This is a genomic window from Rhodococcoides trifolii, from assembly GCF_014635345.1.
GTDB classification, from domain to species: domain Bacteria; phylum Actinomycetota; class Actinomycetes; order Mycobacteriales; family Mycobacteriaceae; genus Rhodococcoides; species Rhodococcoides trifolii.
This window is the reverse complement of record NZ_BMCU01000002.1, coordinates 938,875-957,294: the sequence shown is the minus strand read 5'-3', so window position 1 is coordinate 957,294 and position 18,420 is coordinate 938,875. Positions and strand designations below refer to the sequence as shown.

The window sequence follows — 18,420 nt, the reverse complement described above, 5'->3', positions numbered from 1 at the left end:
GATAGCGTCCGCAGTTGTGACCACGCCCGTATCCGCCGCCGAGCCCGCGGTTTTCCGCGCTGCGATCGATGCGATGCACCGGGCGACGGTGCACCCGGACATCGAGGTCGGTCCCATCCGCCCGCCCCAGCGCCTGGCTCCGTTCAGCTACGCGATCGGCGCCGAGGTGCGACACCCGGAAACCGACCTCGTCGCCGAGCAGTCCGACGGTGACGCCTTCGGTCGTCTCATCCTGCTGTACGACCCGGACGGCGACGAGGCATGGAACGGCACCATGCGACTGGTGGCGTACATCCAGGCCGACGTCGACGCCTCCCTCGCCTCCGATCCCCTGCTTCCCGAGGTGGCGTGGAGCTGGCTGGTGGAGGCCTTCCAGACTCGCGACGAGCCGTTGACGGCGCTCGGCGGCACCATCACCTCGACCAGTTCGGTCCGGTTCGGTGACATTGCCGGACCGGCGCGCGCGCACCAACTCGAACTGCGCGCGTCCTGGACGGCGCTGACCGGTGAGTTGGCCGTGCACGTCGAAGCGTTCGGTGAAGTACTCGCGTACGCGGCCGGATTGCCGCCCGCTGGAATCACCCGCCTGGACTCACGCACCGACAGCGTCGACTGACCGCATAAAGTCGACCTTTATGTCCGACCAACCGGTAGCCGCCGAACCCGACGAGGTGCCCGAAAGTACCGCGGAACCACTCCTCGCCCCCGCGGACGGGGTTCCACCCCTCACCGACACAGTCGAGTCGGTGGTCCGTGCTGCAGAGTTGTTGGCGGCCGGAACCGGCCCGCTCGCCGTCGATGCCGAACGCGCATCCGGGTTTCGATACTCCGCCCGCGCATACCTGATCCAGTTCCGCCGCAAGGGTGCCGGCACGGTACTGCTCGACCCGATTCCGATCGTCGAGGCCGCGGGCGTTGCCGGTCTGCAGCCTCTCGCCGAGGTCGTCAATCCCCTCGAGTGGGTTCTCCATTCCGCCGACCAGGACCTGCCCGGTCTGGCCGAACTCGGGATGCGGCCCGCCGTGCTCTACGACACCGAACTGGCCGGACGCCTGGCGGGCTTCGAGCGCGTGGGTCTGGCCGCGATCGTCGAGCGCACACTGGGATTGGCCCTGCAGAAGGGACACGGCGCAGCGGACTGGTCCACTCGTCCTCTTCCCGACACATGGCTCAACTACGCGGCACTCGACGTCGAGGTGCTGGTCGAATTGCGTGACGCGATGGCGGCCGAACTCGAGGCGCAGGGCAAGTCCGGCTGGGCTGCGGAGGAGTTCGAACACATTCGGCTCGCCGGACCGCCGCCGCCCAAGCCGGATCGGTGGCGGCGCACGTCCGGTATTCACGCCGTGAAGTCCGCACGCACCTTGGGCGCGGTACGCGAGTTGTGGACGACGCGCGACGAGATCGCGCAGCGCCGCGACATCGCACCGAGCCGCATCCTTCCCGATTCGGCAATCGTCGCTGCGGCTCAGAAGGACCCGACGACGATGAACGATCTACGCACCCTGCCGGTCTTCGGCGGCCCGCGCCAGCGGCGCTCGTCGGCAGTCTGGCTCGGCGCGTTGGAACGGGCCCGCACGCTCGGCGACGGCGACCTGCCACCGGTCTCGCAGCCGTTCACCGGACCGCCCCCGGTCAGCAGGTGGTCCCGCCGTAACCCCGAGGCGGCAGCGCGCCTCACGGCCGCACGCGCGGGACTGACCGAGTTGAGTACCGAGGTCTCGGTCCCGCTCGAGAACCTACTCACCCCCGATCTGGTCCGACGCCTCTGCTGGGACTGGACGCCGCGTGAGGACGGCACCGTTGCGGACGCCGTGGATCGCTTTCTCACCGAGGGTGGCGCGCGCCCGTGGCAGCGCACGCTGACCGTTCCCGTGCTGGCCGCAGCTCTGATCAGCGCGGAGATTCCTGCCCCCGACCCGAATGTTACCGACGAGTAATAGGGTTTAGAGTGTGCGTGTCCGGACCCCCGTCCGGTACGCAACAGCCCAGCCCGGAGGAAGCATGTCCCCGAGAAGCGTCGTGTTCGTCGACGGCATCAGAACACCGTTCGGCAAGGCCGGACCCAAGGGCATCTACGCCGAGACTCGCGCCGACGATCTCGTCGTGAAGGCCATTCGCGAACTGCTCCGCCGCAACCCGCAGCTCCCTCCCGAGCGCGTCGACGAAGTCGCGGTCGCCGCCACCACACAGACCGGTGATCAGGGTCTGACGATCGGCCGTACCGCCGCCATGCTGGCCGGTCTGCCGCGCAGCGTCCCCGGCTTCGCCATCGACCGCATGTGCGCCGGGGCCATGACGTCCGTGACGACCACCGCGTCCGGCATCGGTTTCGGTCAGTACGACGTCGTCATCGCCGGCGGTGTCGAGCACATGGGCCACCACCCGATGGGCGAGGGCGTCGACCCCAACCCGCGCTTCCTCGCCGATCGTCTCGTCGACCCCAGCGCACTCGTCATGGGCAACACCGCGGAGAACCTGCACGACCGGTTCCCGTCCATCACCAAAGACCGCACGGACGCGTATGCCGTGGGCAGCCAGGACAAGTACGACGCGGCGAAGAAGGCCGGCTTCATCGCCGACACCCTCGTCCCCGTCGCCACCAAGTCCGCTGCCGGTTGGGGCCTTGCCACCGAGGACGAACCGCCTCGCCCGGGCACCACCGTCGAAGACCTCGCAAAGCTGAAGACTCCGTTCCGCCCCGCCGGTCGCGTCACCGCCGGCAACGCCGCCGGACTCAACGACGGTGCCACTGCAGCCCTGCTCGCCGGTGAGGACACCGCGGCCGAACTCGGCCTGCCCGTGGGCATGCGCATGGTCGGCTTCTCCTTCGCCGGCGTCGACCCCGCCGTGATGGGCATCGGGCCGGTTCCGGCCACCGAAAAGCTCTTCGGACGTACCGGATTGAGCATCGACGACATCGGCCTGTTCGAGATCAACGAGGCCTTCGCCGTTCAGGTTCTGGCGTTCCTCGAGCACTTCGGAATCGACGACGACGATCCCCGCGTCAACCAGTGGGGCGGCGCCATCGCGTGTGGACACCCTCTCGCGTCGTCGGGTGTGCGCCTGATGACCCAGCTGAGCCGCCAGTTCGCCCAGCGCCCGGACGTTCGGTACGGGCTCACCACGATGTGCATCGGCCTCGGAATGGGCGGCACGGTCGTGTGGGAAAACCCAATCTACGACGGGACAAAGTGATCATGGCCGACATCGCCACCGCCTTCGCCGACGAAGTCGTCACGAACGCGTACACCACAGTCTTCTCCGTCCCCGGCCTCCAGGGCTCCGTGGCCCTGGTGACGCTCGACAACGGGTTCGACCACACCAAGCCGTCCACCTTCGGACCAGGCGGACTCACCGCCCTCGACGCGGCACTCGACGAGGCATTCGCCGCACACCCGGTGGCCATCGCAGTCACGGGCAAGCCGTTCGTCTTCGCCGTCGGTGCCGACCTCAACGGTGTTCCCAACATCACCTCTAAAGACGATGCGCTGCAGATCGGTTCGCTCGGTCACCGCGTGTTCCGCCGGCTGCGCGAATCCGAGATCCCGACGTTCGCCTTCGTGAACGGCGCGGCGCTCGGCGGCGGTCTGGAGATCGCGCTGCACTGCCATTACCGCACCGTGGCGTCCAACGCTGCTGCGCTCGGTCTGCCCGAAGCGTTTCTCGGTCTCGTACCCGGTTGGGGCGGAACACAATTGCTGCCCAACCTCGTCGGGGCGTCCAACGCCGTGACGGTCGTCATCGAGAACTCGCTGAACCAGAACAAGATGCTGAAGCCGGCGCAGGCGAAGGATCTCGGAATCGTCGACGAAGTCTTCGACGGCGCGGACTACCTCGAACAGTCACTGGCGTGGTTGGCGAAAGTCGTGAACGGCGACGTCATCCCTGCCCGCCCGGAGATCGACCGTGGGAAAGCCTGGGACGACGCCGTCGCCCGTGCTTCGGCGATCGTGGCCGGCAAGACCGGCGGTTTCGCACCGGGGCCCGTCGCCGCCGTCGAACTACTGAAATCCGCCAAGAACGTCGACATCACCGACCGGGCGTCGCTCGACGCCGCGTTCGCCGCCGAGGACGAAGCACTCGCCACGCTGCTGATGTCCGACGAGTTGCGTGCCGGTCTGTACTCGTTCGATCTGGTGCAGAAGCGGGCCAAGCGTCCCGCCGGTGCGCCGGACAAGTCGTTGGCGCGCAAGGTGACCGGCGTCGGCATCGTCGGTGCGGGACTGATGGCGAGTCAGCTCGCCCTGCTGTTCGTGCGGCAGCTGAAGGTGCCGGTCATCCTTACCGACATCGACCAGGAACGCATCGACAAGGGCGTGGGTTACGTCCACGCCGAGATCGACAAACTCCAAGGCAAGAAGCGCCTGTCTCCCGACGCAGCCAACCGCCTCAAAGCACTCGTCAGTGGCTCGCTGGACAAGGCCGCGTTCGCCAGAACCGACTGGGTCATCGAAGCCGTCTTCGAGAACCTCGACGTCAAGAAGAAGGTGTTCGCAGAACTCGAGGAGTTCGTCTCGCCCGAGACGATTCTGGCGACCAACACCTCGTCTCTGTCGATCGGCAAGATGTCGGCGGACCTGAAACACCCGGAGCGGGTCGTGGGTTTCCACTTCTTCAATCCGGTCGCCGTGCTCCCGCTTCTCGAGATCGTCAAGGGTGACAAGACCGACGACGCTACTCTCGCAACGGCATTCGCCACCGCCAAGTCGCTCAAGAAGTCGGCGGTGCTGATCGCCGACAAACCCGGGTTCGTGTTCAACCGGCTGCTGACCCGCGCGCTCGGTGAGGTCATGAACGCGATCGACGAGGGCACCCCCTTCGATGTGGCGGACAACGCCATCACCGAGTTGGGTATGCCGATGAGCCCACTCACGTTGCTCTCGCTCGTCGGTCCCGCGGTTGCGCTGCACACGGGCGAAACGATGGCCGAGTACTACCCGGAGCGGTTCCACGACTCCCCCGGTCTGCAGGCGCTCGTGGCGGCGAAGAAATCGGCCATCTGGACCTACGGCGCCGACGGCACCAAGACCGTCGACCCCGAGGTGGCCGATCTGTGGCCGCAGGGCGATCAGCCCTCGACAGCGGAGCAGGTGCTCGATCGCACCCGCCGCGCGTTCGCGGAGGAGATCGAGATCATGCTGGACGAAGGCGTGGTCGCCGCACCGGAGGACATCGACCTCTGCCTCATCCTCGGTGGTGGGTTCGGATTCTGGAACGGCGGCATCACCCCGTACCTGGACCGCACCGGAACGTCGGACGCGGTCAACGGCACCAAGTTCCACTAGAACGCACGCGGGCCCCTTCCGGAAGGAGGGGGCCCGCGTTGTTCGTGGTGTGCGACTAGTGCTCGCCGATCCAGCCGAGAATGCGGCGGGAGATGTCCTGCGGGGTCAGTTCGAGCTCCGAGTGAATGCTCTCGCGGCTCGCGTGATCGAGAAAACGTTGCGGCACACCGAGATCGCGGCAAGGAACGTCGAGACCCGCGGCGCGCATCGTGGCGGACACGGAAGAACCGATGCCACCGTGCAGGCCGCTGTCCTCGAGTGTCACCACCAGTCGATACTCCTCGGCGAGCTTGACCAAGGACTCGGGAACCGGAAGCACCCACCGGGGATCGACGACCGTGGCCGAGACACCCCGCGCGCGGAGAAGTTCGGCGGTCTGGAGCGCCATCCCGGCGAACGAACCGATCGAGACGACGAGGACGTCCCGCGAGGACTCCGGTGCTTCGAGCAACACGTCGAGCACACCGTCCAACCGGTGAACGGCCGTGATGTCTTCGCAGACTGCGCCTTTGGGAAACCGGATAGCTGTCGGACCATCGGACACCGCGAGCGCCTCGCCGAGTTCCTCCCGCAACGTGGCACCGTCACGAGGAGCGGCTACGCGCATGTTGGGAACGATGCCGAGCAGCGACATGTCCCACATACCGTTGTGGCTCGCGCCGTCCGACCCGGTGACACCGGCTCGGTCGAGCACGACCGTGACCGGCAACTTCAGCAGCGACACGTCCATCAACAACTGGTCGAACGCGCGGTTGAGGAAGGTCGAGTAGACGGCGACGACGGGGTGCAACCCGCCCAACGCGAGGCCTGCGGCGGAGGTCATGGCGTGCTGCTCGGCAATTCCCACGTCGAACATGCGGCCGGGGTACGCCTCCCCGAACGCAGCCAGACCGGTAGGCCCGGCCATGGCTGCGGTGATCGCCACGACGTCGTCGCGGGTCTTCGCCTGCTCGATGAGTTCTGCGGAGAACACCGACGTCCAGTCCGGCTTGGACTTCGATTTCGCGAGCCCGGTCAACGGGTCGATGATGCCGGTGGAGTGCATCTGGTCGGCGACGTCGTTCTCGGCGTACGAGTAGCCCATGCCCTTACGCGTGACCGCGTGGACGATCACCGGGCCGCCGAAGTCCTTGGCCCGGCGCAGCGCGGATTCGAGAGCACGCTCGTCGTGACCGTCGACGGGTCCGAGGTACTTGATCCCGAGGTCGGTGAACATGACCTGGGGGCTCACCGCGTCCTTGAGGCCGGCCTTCATGCCGTGCAGCATCAGGTACGCGGGCGTGCCGACGACGGGCAGACGCTTGACCAGACGCCTGCTGGTGTCCAGGACACGCTCGTAACCCGGCTGCAGACGCAGCGCGGCAAGATGGTCGGCCAGACCGCCGATGGTCGGCGAGTACGACCGGCCGTTGTCGTTGACGACGATGACCAGCGAGCGGTTCTTTCCGGCGGCGATGTTGTTCAGCGCCTCCCAGCACATACCGCCGGTGAGTGCGCCGTCGCCCACGACCGCGACCACGTGCCGATTCTGTCCGGTCAGTTCGAAGGCTTTCGCCAGTCCGTCGGCGTACGAGAGCGACGCGGACGCGTGCGAGGACTCCACCCAGTCGTGCTCGCTCTCGGCCCGCGACGGGTATCCGGACAGCCCGCCCTCTTTGCGCAGCGACTCGAACAAGTCGACTCGGCCGGTCACCATCTTGTGCACGTAGGCCTGGTGCCCGGTGTCCCAGATGACGGGGTCGTTCGGCGATTCGAAGATGCGGTGAATCGCGAGGGTCAACTCGACGACACCGAGATTGGGGCCGAGGTGGCCGCCGGTGGCCGACACCTTCTCGACGAGAAAAGCCCTGATCTCCTTCGCCAGCTCGGACAGTTCCGACTGGTCGAGGTCACGCAGATCGCCAGGCGTCTGTATGCGGTGAAGAACACCCACCGAGATCGCTCCCTCCAAGTTCGACCACACCGCAATCGCGGGTGGTCAGGTTCGTGCAAGTCTACGTGTCACCCGAAACTAGGGTTACCTCCATGATCGGGTTCCAGACATGAACGTGGTGAACGACATGCTGCGTGAGGTGCACTCACAATTCGTAGCCGACACCTCCGGGGGCGTGGCCGACTACATACCGGAACTTGCCGCAGTCGACCCCGACGCCTTCGGCATCGTGGTGGCCACTGCGGACGGGTACGTCTACGAGGTCGGTGACACCGGAACCGAATTCACGATTCAGTCGGTGTCGAAACCGTTCACGTACGCACTGGCGCTCGCCGACAACGGTGAGGACGCTGTCGGTGCGAAGATCGACGTCGAACCGTCGGGCGAACCGTTCAACGAGATCAGTCTCGACCCGGTGACCGAACGCCCGCGCAACCCGATGATCAACGCAGGTGCGATCACCTCGGTGTCGTTGGTGCACGGACGATCACATCAGGACAAGTTCGACCGCATTCGCGACACCTACTCGCGGTACGCCGGGCGAGAGCTCACGATGAACGAACAGGTGTACCGCTCGGAAGCCCGCACCGGACACCGCAATCGGGCCATCGGGCACATGTTGCGCTCGTTCGACATCGTCGACACCGATCCGGACGACGTCGTGGACCTGTACTTCCGGCAGTGCTCGATCGACGTGACGTGCCGCGATCTCGGGGTGATGGCCGCCACGATGGCCAACAACGGCGTCAACCCGATCACGCGCAGCAGGGCCGCGGCGCCCGCGCTCGTCGAACGAGTGCTCAGCGTGATGACGACGTGCGGAATGTACGACGGTGCCGGTGACTGGGTCGCCCGTGTCGGCCTGCCCGCCAAGAGCGGCGTGGGTGGCTCGATTCTGGCGGTCCTCCCGGGCCAGCTCGGGATCGCGGTGTACTCCCCCAGGCTCGATCAGCACGGGAACAGTGTGCGGGGAGTGTTGGCGTGCCGTGAGCTGTCGCGTCGACTCGAACTGCACTTTCTCCACGTCGGGCGCGCGGCGCGGTCGGCGGTCCGGGCCGACTACACCTTGCACGACGCACCGTCGCGGCGACGTCGGAGCACGAGCGAGCAGGACACCCTGGAGGAGAGGGCGTCGCGGGTCCGCATTCTCGAACTGCACGGGGACATGCTGTTCTCGGCGGCCGAGAGCGTCGTTCGCGCCGTCGGCACCTCGGGTACGGACCTCGACGCCGTGGTCCTCGACATGCGACGGGTCGACGAGGTGAGCGGCGTGGCCCGCACGATGCTCGACGACATGATGAAGGGTCTGCGATCGGACGGGTGTGCCACCGCGCTCGTCGACCCGAACAGCTCGCTCGGCCACACGACGTCGTCCATCTCCGGGTCCGACGGCGAGCGAGTGTTCACCACCGTGAATGCGGCCAGCCAATGGGCCGAGGAATTGGTTCTGGACCGATGGTGCACCGGTCCGCGGCAGCCGACACGTGTCACGCTCGACACTCATCCGGTGCTGGAGGCCATCGCCGAAAAGCACCGGGCAGTGATCAGGGAGGCGTTCGAGCTCCGGCACTTCGGGCGCGGTGACATGATCGCGGCGCCAGGCGACCACGCCCTCGGTCTGGCACTGATTCTCGAGGGCCGCGTGGTGATTGCCGCGCCCGACCCGGCCGGCCGCACGGTGCCGGTGTCGACGCTCGGGCCAGGTATGTCCTTCGGCGAGATGCCGATGATGCAGCGCTCGCAGTTTCTCGTCGAGGTGCGCGCCGAAGCGCCCGTCACGATCGCTCTGATGACCATGGCACGCTTCGATTCGCTGACCGAAGCGGACCCGGCGGCGAAACTCGACCTGCTCGAAACGCTGCTCGAGAGCGCTTACATGCAGGCCGAATCGATCATTCGCTCGCTCAGACGTCCAGTGTGACCGCGGTGATCGGAGTGGTCGTCGGCGCGGGCGACCCACCGTTCGGCTCGACCGACACGGCGAAGGTGCCGGCCTGACCGAGGCCCGTGATCAGTTGCGGCGCATCGGGATTCGCCGAATCAGGCGGCACTAGGCCGACCGAGCGCGGGTCGGAATTGCCCTCGATGAGCCACAACTCGAACACGCGGTCGGGGCCCGGCGACGCGAGACCGTCGAAGGTCACGACGGCTGCGTTCGCCGTGCGCGACCATTTCACTGTCGCCGTTCCGCCGCCGGTGACGTTCGCGGTCGACGTGCGCACGTCGTCGGCCGCGAGGACCTGAGACGTCGGCGTCTCGGATGGGCTGTCGCGCAACTGGCTGGAGACGACGACGCCCCCGACACCGACGACTGCCACGATTGCAGCGGCAGCCGCAACGACGCGCAATCGAGACGCCCGTCGCGCGCGATGGTCCGCAAGGGACGTCACGGAAGCGGTTTCCTGCGTCGTGTCCCCGATCGCGTCGAGGATGCGCGCGCGCAACGCGGGAGGCGGCGCGATCGCAGTGGCCGCCGAGGTGACCGCGAGGGTCTCGTGGGCGTCGCGGACGGTTGCATGGAAGTCCGCGCGCACGGACGCGTCGGCGGTACGCAGGCTCGCCTCGATCTGCGCGCGCTCGGCGGCGTCCACCGCGTCGAACGCGTACGGGTGGGCCAGGTCGGCCAGGTCGACGTAGCTGTCGTCAGTCATCTCGGTTCACCCCCAGACACGTCTTCAGTTTGATCAGTCCATCCCGTATTCGAGACTTGACCGTCGGAACGGCGACTCCGAGGCGTTCGGCCACCTCGCGGTAGGTCCATCCGCTGTAGTAGGCCATCTGCACGGACTCGCGCTGCGTGGACGTCAACGTGTCCAGGCACCGCACGACCGCCTCGGATTCGAGCGTCTGCGTGACCGACTCGAGCACTTCGTCGTGGGCGGGGCTGTGCGTGGAGGAACCGTAGAGCGCTTCACGGTCGGTGCCGGATTGTTCCGAGCGCACCCGGTCCACCGCGCGCCTGTGCGCGAGAGTCATCATCCAGGCGAGCGGCGAGCCCTGCGCCGGGTCGTACCGCTCGGCGGTCTTCCAGATCTGCAGGAACACCTCCTGCGTCGTCTCCTCGCTGAAACCCGGGTCGCGGAGAACCCGCAGAACCATGCCGTAGACCCGCGCCGACGTGAGGTCGTAGAGCTGCGAGAACGCAGTCCGGTCCGAACGACCGGTGGCGAGAAGCAGCGTCCGCAACTGGTCGGTCTCGGCGCTGCGTTGCGCGGCGAGACCGGTGTCGGGAACCGGACAGGTGGGATCGGCCGGCGCGGCAGCAGGCGCTGCCGCCCGCTCGTCCGCACGGTGCCGACCCGCATCGGTCCGGGCCCCGTGGTCCCAGTTGTCGGTGCTCACCGGGTGTACCTCCCGGAGACACAGGTCGTGGTCGCGTTCATCGATCATGAGAGTAGTGCTCATCGGAGCTGCACCTGCACACCTCCGTCAATTACGGGCGTCTTCGCACGTGAACCGCCCATTCGGCGCGCGTGTCGCTGTGCTCCGCATTCGGCGCCGCTGTACCCCGAGATGGATTGTGCCCGCGTATCGGTCCCCGCGCCCGTTTTCGGAACTTCTGTAAGGGTTGAGCCGTACAAGACCATTACCGAATACTGACGGACATGACCTCGACGATCAGCTGCCTGCACTCCTGGACCACGGAATCCACCCACCGCACCAGCGAAGGCGCGGTGAGCTACGAACGGTGTTCCTGCGGTGCCCGCCGGATGCAGCAGCGCGGCGCCGTGATTCACGACTACCGCGTGAACAGCCCGATCACCTCGACATGGTGGGTCAGCGGAAACGCGTCGAACGCCCGCAGTTCGGTCAACCGGTAGCCGGCCTGCTCGTACAGACCGGCGTCGCGCGCGAATGCGGCGGGATCACACCCGATGTGCACGAGCGCGCCCGCTCCGGCCGCCGAGACCCCGGCCACCACGTCACGCCCGGCGCCCGATCGAGGTGGGTCGAGCACGACCACGGACGGGTTCGACGGCAACCGATCGAACATCCGCTCGACCCGACCCGAATACAGCGACACCTGCGGCAGATCGTCCAACGCCGCTCGACCGTCGACGACCGCCTGCCGCGAGAATTCCGCGCCGACCACCGATCCATGCGGCCCGACCTGGTCGGCCAGGACGGACGCGAACACCCCGACCCCGCAGTACAGATCCCACGCAGTCGCCCCCGACAGCGCCCCGGACCAATTCCGGACCACGTCGCTGTACCGATCGGCCGCGCCGGTGTGTGCCTGCCAGAAACCGGTCGCGTCGAGTTCCCAGTCCCGCGCGCCCACCCGCTCGACGGGCCGTCCGGTTCCCTCCAGGACACGGTGGCGCCTCGGACCCGACGCGCCGGCACGACGGGCGGCAGCGCCGCGACGACCACGGTCGGTGCGCGCGGTCCGGCTCTGTGCGGCGGAGGACTCGACGACGTGCCTTGTCCCGGTCGAATCGACCACCACGTGCAGTTCGGAGTCCGGACGCCAGGACGCGTCCCCGAGCTCGTCGTAGAGCCCCGGCACGACCTGGGGACACCGGAGGTCGGTGACGAGGCGCGAGCTCCGAAACCGGTGGAAGCCCGCGCGGCCGGTGTCGTCGACCGCGAGTCGTACGCGGCTGCGCCACTGGGTGCCGTCGTCGCGGCCGGGCAGCGCTTCCACCGTCACCTCACGGTCGATCTGTGCGATCTTTGCCAGTTGTTCGCGGACCACCGTGGACTTGATGACACGCAGCGCGCCAGGAGTCACGTGCGAGAAGTCGCAGCACCCGGATGCGCCGGGTCCCGAGATGGGGCAGCGCGCCGGAATCCGGTCGGGTGACGGATCGAGCACCTCGACGGCGTCCGCGCGGCAGAACGACTTGCCCGGATCCTCGGTGACCCGCACCAGGACGAGTTCGCCCGGGAGCGTGTGCCGAACGAAGACGACACGTCCGTCCCGACGCCCGACGCAGAATCCGCCGTGTGCAGGACCGTCGACCCGAACCTCGAAGGTCTCCCCGAACCAGTTGGCGCTCACCTGCCGGCGGGCGGTTCGTACCCGCGACGCGACGAGCCGGGGGCGTTCTCGATCCGCTCGCGTTTGGCTCGTTCCGACGAATTGAGCTGCCACGGAACGCTGGTGACCATGACCCCCGGCTGAAAGAGCAACCGACTCTTGAGCCGCAGGGCGCTCTGGTTGTGCAGGATCTGCTCCCACCAGTGACCCACGACGTACTCGGGAATGAATACGGTGACGACATCGCGCGGCGAGTCGCGGCGCACCCGCTTCACGTAGTCCAGGACGGGCTTCGTGATCTCCCGGTACGGCGACTCGACCACCTTCAACGGCACGGACACGTCACTGTTCTCCCACTCCCGCACCAACTTTCGAGTATCCGGCTCGTCCACGTTCACGGTGATGGCCTCGAGCGTGTCCGGTCGGCTCGCACGTGCGTAGGCGAGCGCGCGCTGGGTAGGCCCGTGCAGTTTCGACACCAGGACGATCGAGTGGGTGCGGCTGGGCAGAACTCCGTCCCATTCGAAGTCCTCGAGTTCCGTGGTCACCGAGTCGTAGTGCTTGCGAATCAGTTTCATCAATCCGAAGATCGCGACCATCGCCACGATCGCGATCCACGCACCGGCGGCAAACTTGGTGATGAGGACGATCACGAGGACGGTTGCGGTCATACCGAGGCCGATGCTGTTCACCACGCGCGATCGCATCATCTGCCGCCGGGCCGACGGGTCGGTCTCGGCCTTCAGCAACCGGGTCCAGTGCCGAATCATGCCGGTCTGGCTCAGGGTGAACGAGACGAACACCCCGACGATGTAGAGCTGGATCAGCTTGGTGACCTCGGCGCCGAACACCACCACGAAGAAGATCGCGGCCCCCGAGAGGAACACGATGCCGTTGCTGAACGCGAGCCGATCGCCTCGGGTGTGGAACTGACGCGGAAGGAAACGGTCCTGCGCGAGAATCGAGCCCAGCACCGGGAATCCGTTGAAGGCGGTGTTCGCGGCGAGTACCAGGATCAGCGCGGTCACGATGGTGATGAAGTAGAAGCCGATCGGGAAGCCGGCGAACACCGCTTCCGCCAGCTGCGCGATCAACGTCTTCTGCTGGTAACCGTCGGGGGCGCCGACGAGCTGCGTCGCCGGGTCCGCCGCGTACTTCACCCCGATCTTCTCGGCCAGCACGATGATGCCCATCAGGAGCGTGATGCCGATGGTTCCGAGCAGCAGCAGCGTCGTCGCCGCGTTGCGTGACTTCGGCTTCCGGAAGGCCGGCACGCCGTTCGAGATGGCCTCCACGCCCGTCAGCGCCGCGCAACCGGACGAGAACGCACGGGCGACCAGGAACGCGAAGGCGATGCCGTAGAGGTGGCTGTCGTCCTCTCGCAACTCGAAGTTCGACGATTCGGCGGACACGTCGTCGCCCAGGACGAACACCTTGACCAGTCCCCAGACCAGCATGAGGAACATCCCGACCATGAAGGCGTAGGTGGGGATAGCGAACGCGGTGCCCGATTCCCGGATACCGCGGAGATTGATGGACGTGATCAGCACGATGGCTGCGACGGCGAACAGAACCTTGTGCGTCGCGACGAACGGCACTGCCGACCCGATGTTGGACGCGGCGGCCGAGATGGACACCGCGACGGTCAGGACGTAGTCGACCAGGAGGGCGCTGCCCACGGTCAGGCCCGCCGTCGGCCCGAGGTTGGTCGTGGCGACTTCGTAGTCGCCACCGCCGGACGGATACGCGTGCACGTTCTGCCGGTAACTGGCGACGACGACGGCCATGACGACCGCGACGGCAAGACCGATCCAGATGCTGAACGAGTAGGCGCTGATCCCGGCGACCGAGAGCACGAGGAAGATTTCCTCGGGCGCGTAGGCGACGGAGGACATGGCATCGGACGCGAACACCGGTAGGGCGATCCGCTTGGGCAGGAGAGTATGTCCGAGCGTGTCGCTACGGAACGGCCTACCCAGCAGCAGCCTCTTGGTGGCCGTCGAAAGCTTGGACACAGTGGGAAGCGTAAGGCGTGTACGCCCGGTCGGGGCGCTTCGGGTGCCGAGCGCCGCGGCCAGTCGCGGCCGGTTTCGTCGGATCCGTCCACGGTTGTACCGTTCACTCTCGAAGGTTCACTCGCACTTGCCCCGAACGGAGCAGCGTTGTACGTAGTCGTCATGGGGTGTGGCCGAGTCGGGTCGTCGCTCGCCGCAGCTCTCGTCCGGATCGGACACGAGGTTGCCGTGATCGACCGCGACCGCACCGCGTTCCTGCGCCTCGGACCGAATTTCCCCGGACGCACCGTGGTGGGAATGGGATTCGACCGGCAGGTGCTGATCGACGCCGGGGTCGACAATGCCGACGCGTTTGCTGCGGTGTCCTCGGGTGACAACTCGAACATCATTTCCGCCCGCGTCGCGCGCGAGACGTTCGGCGTCGAACGCGTCGTCGCCCGTATCTACGACGCCAAGCGAGCGGCAGTCTACGAACGCCTGGGCATCCCGACGGTTGCCACCGTCCCGTGGACCACGGATCGTTTCCTGCACACTCTCATTCACGACACCGAACCGACGAAGTGGCGTGACCCGTCGGGCAACGTCGCCGTCGCGCAACTCCAACTGCACGACGGATGGTTCGGCAAGGGTGTCGGCACCCTGGAATCCGCCACTCGTACCCGGGTGGCGTTCATGATCCGATTCGGCAACGGGGTTCTGCCCACTCGCAAGACGGTTCTGCAGTCCGGCGACGAGGTGTGGGTCGCGGCAGTGGACGGCACCGTCGCCGAAGCCTTTGCCGCAGCGGGTAATCCACCGCCCGAGGACAGCTGATGACCGACTTCGCTTTTCTGACAGGTGGATCTCGATGAGGGTTGCAATTGCCGGCGCAGGTGCGGTGGGCCGCTCCATCGCACGCGAGTTGCTGCGCAGCAAACACCACGTTCTGCTGATCGAGCGCAAGCTCGAGCACGTCGATCCCGAGGCCGTTGCCGATGCGGAGTGGATTCTCGCCGACGCGTGCGAGCTGGTCACGCTCGAAGACGCCGAGATGCAGACGTACGACGTGGTGATCGCAGCGACGGGTGACGACAAGGCGAACCTCGTGCTCAGCCTTCTGGCCAAGACCGAGTTCGGCGTCAACCGCGTCGTCGCGCGCGTCAACGACCCGCGCAACGAGTGGCTGTTCGACAGTGCCTGGGGTGTGGACGTCGCGGTCTCGACACCGCGCATGCTGGCCTCACTGGTGGAGGAAGCGGTATCGGTCGGCGACCTGGTCCGGTTGATGACCCTGCGCCAGGGTCAGGCAAATCTGGTGGAGATCACACTGCCCGCCGACACTCCGCTGGCCGGGAAGGCTGTGCGCAAGGTCGATCTGCCGCGCGATGCCGCACTCGTCACCATTCTTCGTGGCGGCCGGGTGATCGTTCCCGAGAAGGACGATCCGATCGAGGGTGGCGACGAACTGCTGTTCGTCACGACGGTCGACGTCGAGGATCAGCTCCGCGCGGCGCTCGGACTCACGGCTCGCTGACCGGTCGCGCGTCCGGCTCGGTCTCGCCGACGGTCACCTCGTTCGGTGACACCTCTTTCGGTGACACCTCTTTCGGTGACACCTCTTTCGGTGACACCTCTTTCGGTGACACCAACGAGTCGGCCCGACGCACCGCCCAGAACGTGACGACGAACGCCAATGCCGCCAGCGGCCATCCCATTGCGATGCGCGCAACTGCGAGCCACCCGGTCCGATCGGCGTCATAGAGCTGCGACTGGACCACGTAACGAGCCGCGAAGACGAGAACCCATGCCGCCGTGGCGATGTCGTACGCCCGCATCGCGCCTTTCACGCGGCGCCATTGCGTTCCGCCACCGTTCAAAGCGCCCCAGATGATGCCGACCAGTGGCCAGCGAACCAGAATCGACACCAGGAAAACTCCGCCGTACAGCAGCGAGGTGTAGATACCGAACAAGAAGAAGCCCTTGGCGTCTCCGGTTCGATGCGCGATGAACGCGCACACCCCGACCCCCAGGAAACCGGAGATGGCCGGCTGAATCGGATTGCGACCGATCAAGCGCCACACCAGGATTGCCGCGGCGATGCCGAGAGCTGACCAAATGGCCACGGTGAGACCGAACAGCGAGTTGAGGGGAACGAAGGCGATGACGGGAAGCGTCGAGTAGACGAGGCCGCCGATGCCGCCCATCTGTTCGAGAACGGTCTCCGGTCGCTGTTCGCGCTCGCCCGAAGGTCGTTGTTCGGTCAAGAGAGCTCGGAATCCTCGTGGAGTTCGTAATACGGGTTGTAGACGATCTTGCGCCCGTCGCGTTCGCCGACGCGGCCCCTGATCAGGACCGTCTTGCCCGGTTCGATACCGGCGATACGACGTCGGCCGATCCACACCAGCGTGATGGTGTCGGTCCCGTCGAACAACTCGGCCTCGATGTTGGCGTTGGCTGCTTTGGAACACGCCTCCACGCTGCGGAGGCGGCCGAGAATGGTCGCTTCCTCGCCACGGGTGCAATCGCACGCGCGCTGCGCTCCGGACGCCTGCGACGACTCCGCCATGTCCTCGGCATCGAGCTGGTCGATGTCGGCGGTGAGTTTGCGGGTCATGCGGCGGAAATATCCTGCGGCAGCGGGTGCCATGGTGCGCTCCTGGTAATTCGGACAGTGCGCTCGACTGTAGTCCTCTCCGGACCCGACAACCACACCAGTGGCACCGCCCGTGCAGGATCGTTCGATGCCCCTGTTCGATACACCCCGAACTGTGATTCTTCTGCCCGGAACAGGGTCGGATGCACGGTTCGTCGAAGAAGCCTTCGGCCCCGCCGTCGCGAACGTCGGATCCGCTGTGACGGCGGTTCGACCGGAGCCGTCCGCTCTGGTGGCCGGCTACCGCCGCGCCCTCGACCTGGCGGCGGAGGCCGCCGTCACGCCGATCGTGGTGGGCGGAGTGTCGATCGGTGCGGCCGTCGCACTCGGGTGGGCCGCGGACAATCCGGGTCGGGTGGCCGCAGTCCTGGTTGCACTGCCCGCGTGGACGGGCGACGGCTCCGATGCCCCGGCTGCGGCAAGTGCGCACGCCACCGCGGACCTGCTGCGCTCGATCGGCCTGGAGGCAGCGATCGCCGCGATGACGGCGTCGTCTCCGCCGTGGCTTTCGCGCATGCTGTCCCGGTCGTGGCGCGAGCAATGGCCCGATCTCCCGGCCGCCCTCGACGAGGCCGCGCAGTACACCTCGCCGACGACGCAGGTACTGCGCACGGTCCGTGTTCCGGTGGGCATCGTCGCCGCCGTGGACGACCCCGTCCACCCCGTGGACGTCGCTCGGCACTGGGCCGCCGAGATTCCGGTCGCGGCGTTGACCACCCTCACCCTCGACCGACTCGGCACCGACCCGTCCGTGCTCGGCCGACTGTGCGTCGACGCCGTGCGCGGCGCCGACGAGAAGGGATCAGCCCAGTTGCTGCATGGCTGAACCCGACGCACCCCGACGCGGCTGCGGATTGTCCGGCTGCGGCGCCGGCGCCTGCTGCGTGGGGGCGGGCCCAGGGGTCGCGGGTGCCTGCGCCTGCGCGACCTGCTGTTGGTGCGCCGCCGCCAGCTGGTCGGCCAGCGCCTGCGGCAACGTGATCGGGAGCGGAGTGCGGACCGGGTGCGGCTCGGTCCCCCGGTCGACGACGGTGCCGCGAATCACGGTACGAATTTGCTTGGCGAGCGCCGAGTCGACGTCGACGGTGCCCACCGGCCCTGTCGCGACACCGCGAATCATCCAGCGGTAACCGTCGACTCCGACGAAGCGCAGGTCGCCGTTCACCGTGGACGCCAGTACCTCACGGCCCCACGGACCCGTCTCGATGCTCACCGACGCGCTGTCCGTGCGCAGGGCGTCCGCGAGCTCGGACGCCACGTCCCGCCACTGCCCGGGCGACTTCGGTGCGGCGAAGGCCGCGACGGTGATGCGGCCGTGCTGGGTCATGAGATGAACCGCCTGCGGCGCTCCGGCGGGTGTCATCTCGACCTGGAGTTGACCACCGTCCGGAACCGGAACCAGCACCGATCCCAGGTCCAGCCGACCCTGCAGCAGTGTTTCGCGATCGTCGTCCAGATCGGTGAGTTCGAACGGCCCGTCCTCGGTGCGACCGACACCGTCGGTGACGTCCTCGTCCGAGTCACCCGTGGTGGCCGCGCTCTCGTTCTTGCTACGTCGTCCGAACATG

General features: G+C 67.0%; 16 protein-coding genes. 8 read left to right on the top strand and 8 right to left on the bottom strand.

The window, feature by feature from the left end:
* Window positions 1–16: 16 nt before the first annotated feature.
* The 4 genes from IEW02_RS11720 (at window position 17) to IEW02_RS11705 (ending at window position 5,288) form a co-directional block, all read left to right on the top strand.
* The gene (locus tag IEW02_RS11720; RefSeq protein WP_188544944.1) at window positions 17–616 is read left to right on the top strand and encodes a DUF3000 domain-containing protein; all 600 of its coding nucleotides are present in this window, start codon (window positions 17–19) and stop codon (window positions 614–616) included.
* A 19-nt stretch (window positions 617–635) separates the two neighbouring features.
* Window positions 636–1,940 (top strand): ribonuclease D, encoded by a 1,305-nt coding sequence (locus IEW02_RS11715; protein ID WP_188544943.1) that lies wholly within the window; start codon window positions 636–638, stop codon window positions 1,938–1,940.
* A gap of 64 nt (window positions 1,941–2,004) precedes the next feature.
* Window positions 2,005–3,198, top strand: a complete 1,194-nt coding sequence (locus tag IEW02_RS11710; RefSeq protein ID WP_188544942.1) for a thiolase family protein — start codon at window positions 2,005–2,007, stop codon at window positions 3,196–3,198.
* A 2-nt stretch (window positions 3,199–3,200) separates the two neighbouring features.
* Window positions 3,201–5,288, top strand: coding sequence for a 3-hydroxyacyl-CoA dehydrogenase NAD-binding domain-containing protein (locus tag IEW02_RS11705; protein ID WP_188544941.1), 2,088 nt, complete (start codon window positions 3,201–3,203; stop codon window positions 5,286–5,288).
* 55 nt (window positions 5,289–5,343) lie between these two features.
* Here the strand turns inward: IEW02_RS11705 and dxs are convergent, their stop codons facing one another.
* Window positions 5,344–7,221, bottom strand: a complete 1,878-nt coding sequence (gene dxs, locus IEW02_RS11700) for a 1-deoxy-D-xylulose-5-phosphate synthase (protein WP_188544940.1) — start codon at window positions 7,219–7,221, stop codon at window positions 5,344–5,346.
* A 109-nt stretch (window positions 7,222–7,330) separates the two neighbouring features.
* Here dxs and glsA point away from each other — a divergent pair, with 109 nt between their 5' ends.
* A complete protein-coding gene (gene glsA / locus IEW02_RS11695; protein ID WP_188544939.1) occupies window positions 7,331–9,142 on the top strand; it encodes a glutaminase A in 1,812 nt (603 codons plus the stop codon).
* Here glsA and IEW02_RS11690 read toward each other — a convergent pair.
* The 4 genes from IEW02_RS11690 to IEW02_RS11675 form a co-directional block, all read right to left on the bottom strand.
* A complete protein-coding gene (locus IEW02_RS11690; protein WP_188544938.1) occupies window positions 9,126–9,872 on the bottom strand; it encodes an anti-sigma factor in 747 nt (248 codons plus the stop codon). The two genes, glsA and IEW02_RS11690, sit on opposite strands and share 17 nt — an antisense overlap.
* Window positions 9,865–10,626, bottom strand: coding sequence for a sigma-70 family RNA polymerase sigma factor (locus tag IEW02_RS11685; protein WP_188544937.1), 762 nt, complete (start codon window positions 10,624–10,626; stop codon window positions 9,865–9,867). Before IEW02_RS11685 ends, IEW02_RS11690 begins: the two co-directional genes overlap by 8 nt.
* A gap of 334 nt (window positions 10,627–10,960) precedes the next feature.
* Window positions 10,961–12,226 carry a class I SAM-dependent RNA methyltransferase gene (locus IEW02_RS11680; RefSeq protein WP_188544936.1) on the bottom strand — a complete coding sequence of 422 codons (1,266 nt, stop codon included), beginning with the start codon at window positions 12,224–12,226 and terminating at the stop codon, window positions 10,961–10,963.
* On the bottom strand, window positions 12,223–14,220 hold the full coding sequence (locus tag IEW02_RS11675; RefSeq protein ID WP_188544935.1) for an APC family permease: 1,998 nt from the start codon (window positions 14,218–14,220) through the stop codon (window positions 12,223–12,225). Before IEW02_RS11675 ends, IEW02_RS11680 begins: the two co-directional genes overlap by 4 nt.
* A gap of 147 nt (window positions 14,221–14,367) precedes the next feature.
* Here IEW02_RS11675 and IEW02_RS11670 point away from each other — a divergent pair, with 147 nt between their 5' ends.
* The gene (locus IEW02_RS11670) at window positions 14,368–15,033 is read left to right on the top strand and encodes a potassium channel family protein (RefSeq protein WP_188544934.1); all 666 of its coding nucleotides are present in this window, start codon (window positions 14,368–14,370) and stop codon (window positions 15,031–15,033) included.
* A 34-nt stretch (window positions 15,034–15,067) separates the two neighbouring features.
* Window positions 15,068–15,733, top strand: coding sequence for a potassium channel family protein (locus IEW02_RS11665; RefSeq protein ID WP_188544933.1), 666 nt, complete (start codon window positions 15,068–15,070; stop codon window positions 15,731–15,733).
* On the opposite strand, the gene IEW02_RS11660 is transcribed toward IEW02_RS11665, so the two are convergent.
* Both IEW02_RS11660 and IEW02_RS11655 read right to left on the bottom strand, forming a co-directional pair.
* Window positions 15,720–16,403 (bottom strand): DUF3159 domain-containing protein, encoded by a 684-nt coding sequence (locus tag IEW02_RS11660; RefSeq protein ID WP_188545305.1) that lies wholly within the window; start codon window positions 16,401–16,403, stop codon window positions 15,720–15,722. The two genes, IEW02_RS11665 and IEW02_RS11660, sit on opposite strands and share 14 nt — an antisense overlap.
* A 56-nt stretch (window positions 16,404–16,459) precedes the next feature.
* On the bottom strand, window positions 16,460–16,846 hold the full coding sequence (locus IEW02_RS11655; RefSeq protein WP_188544932.1) for an OB-fold nucleic acid binding domain-containing protein: 387 nt from the start codon (window positions 16,844–16,846) through the stop codon (window positions 16,460–16,462).
* A 130-nt stretch (window positions 16,847–16,976) separates the two neighbouring features.
* On the opposite strand from IEW02_RS11655, the gene IEW02_RS11650 reads away from it, so the two are divergent.
* Window positions 16,977–17,678 (top strand): alpha/beta fold hydrolase, encoded by a 702-nt coding sequence (locus IEW02_RS11650; RefSeq protein WP_188545304.1) that lies wholly within the window; start codon window positions 16,977–16,979, stop codon window positions 17,676–17,678.
* On the opposite strand, the gene IEW02_RS11645 is transcribed toward IEW02_RS11650, so the two are convergent.
* Window positions 17,655–18,419 (bottom strand): DUF3710 domain-containing protein, encoded by a 765-nt coding sequence (locus tag IEW02_RS11645; protein WP_188544931.1) that lies wholly within the window; start codon window positions 18,417–18,419, stop codon window positions 17,655–17,657. The genes IEW02_RS11650 and IEW02_RS11645 overlap by 24 nt on opposite strands.
* Window position 18,420 lies beyond the last annotated feature (1 nt).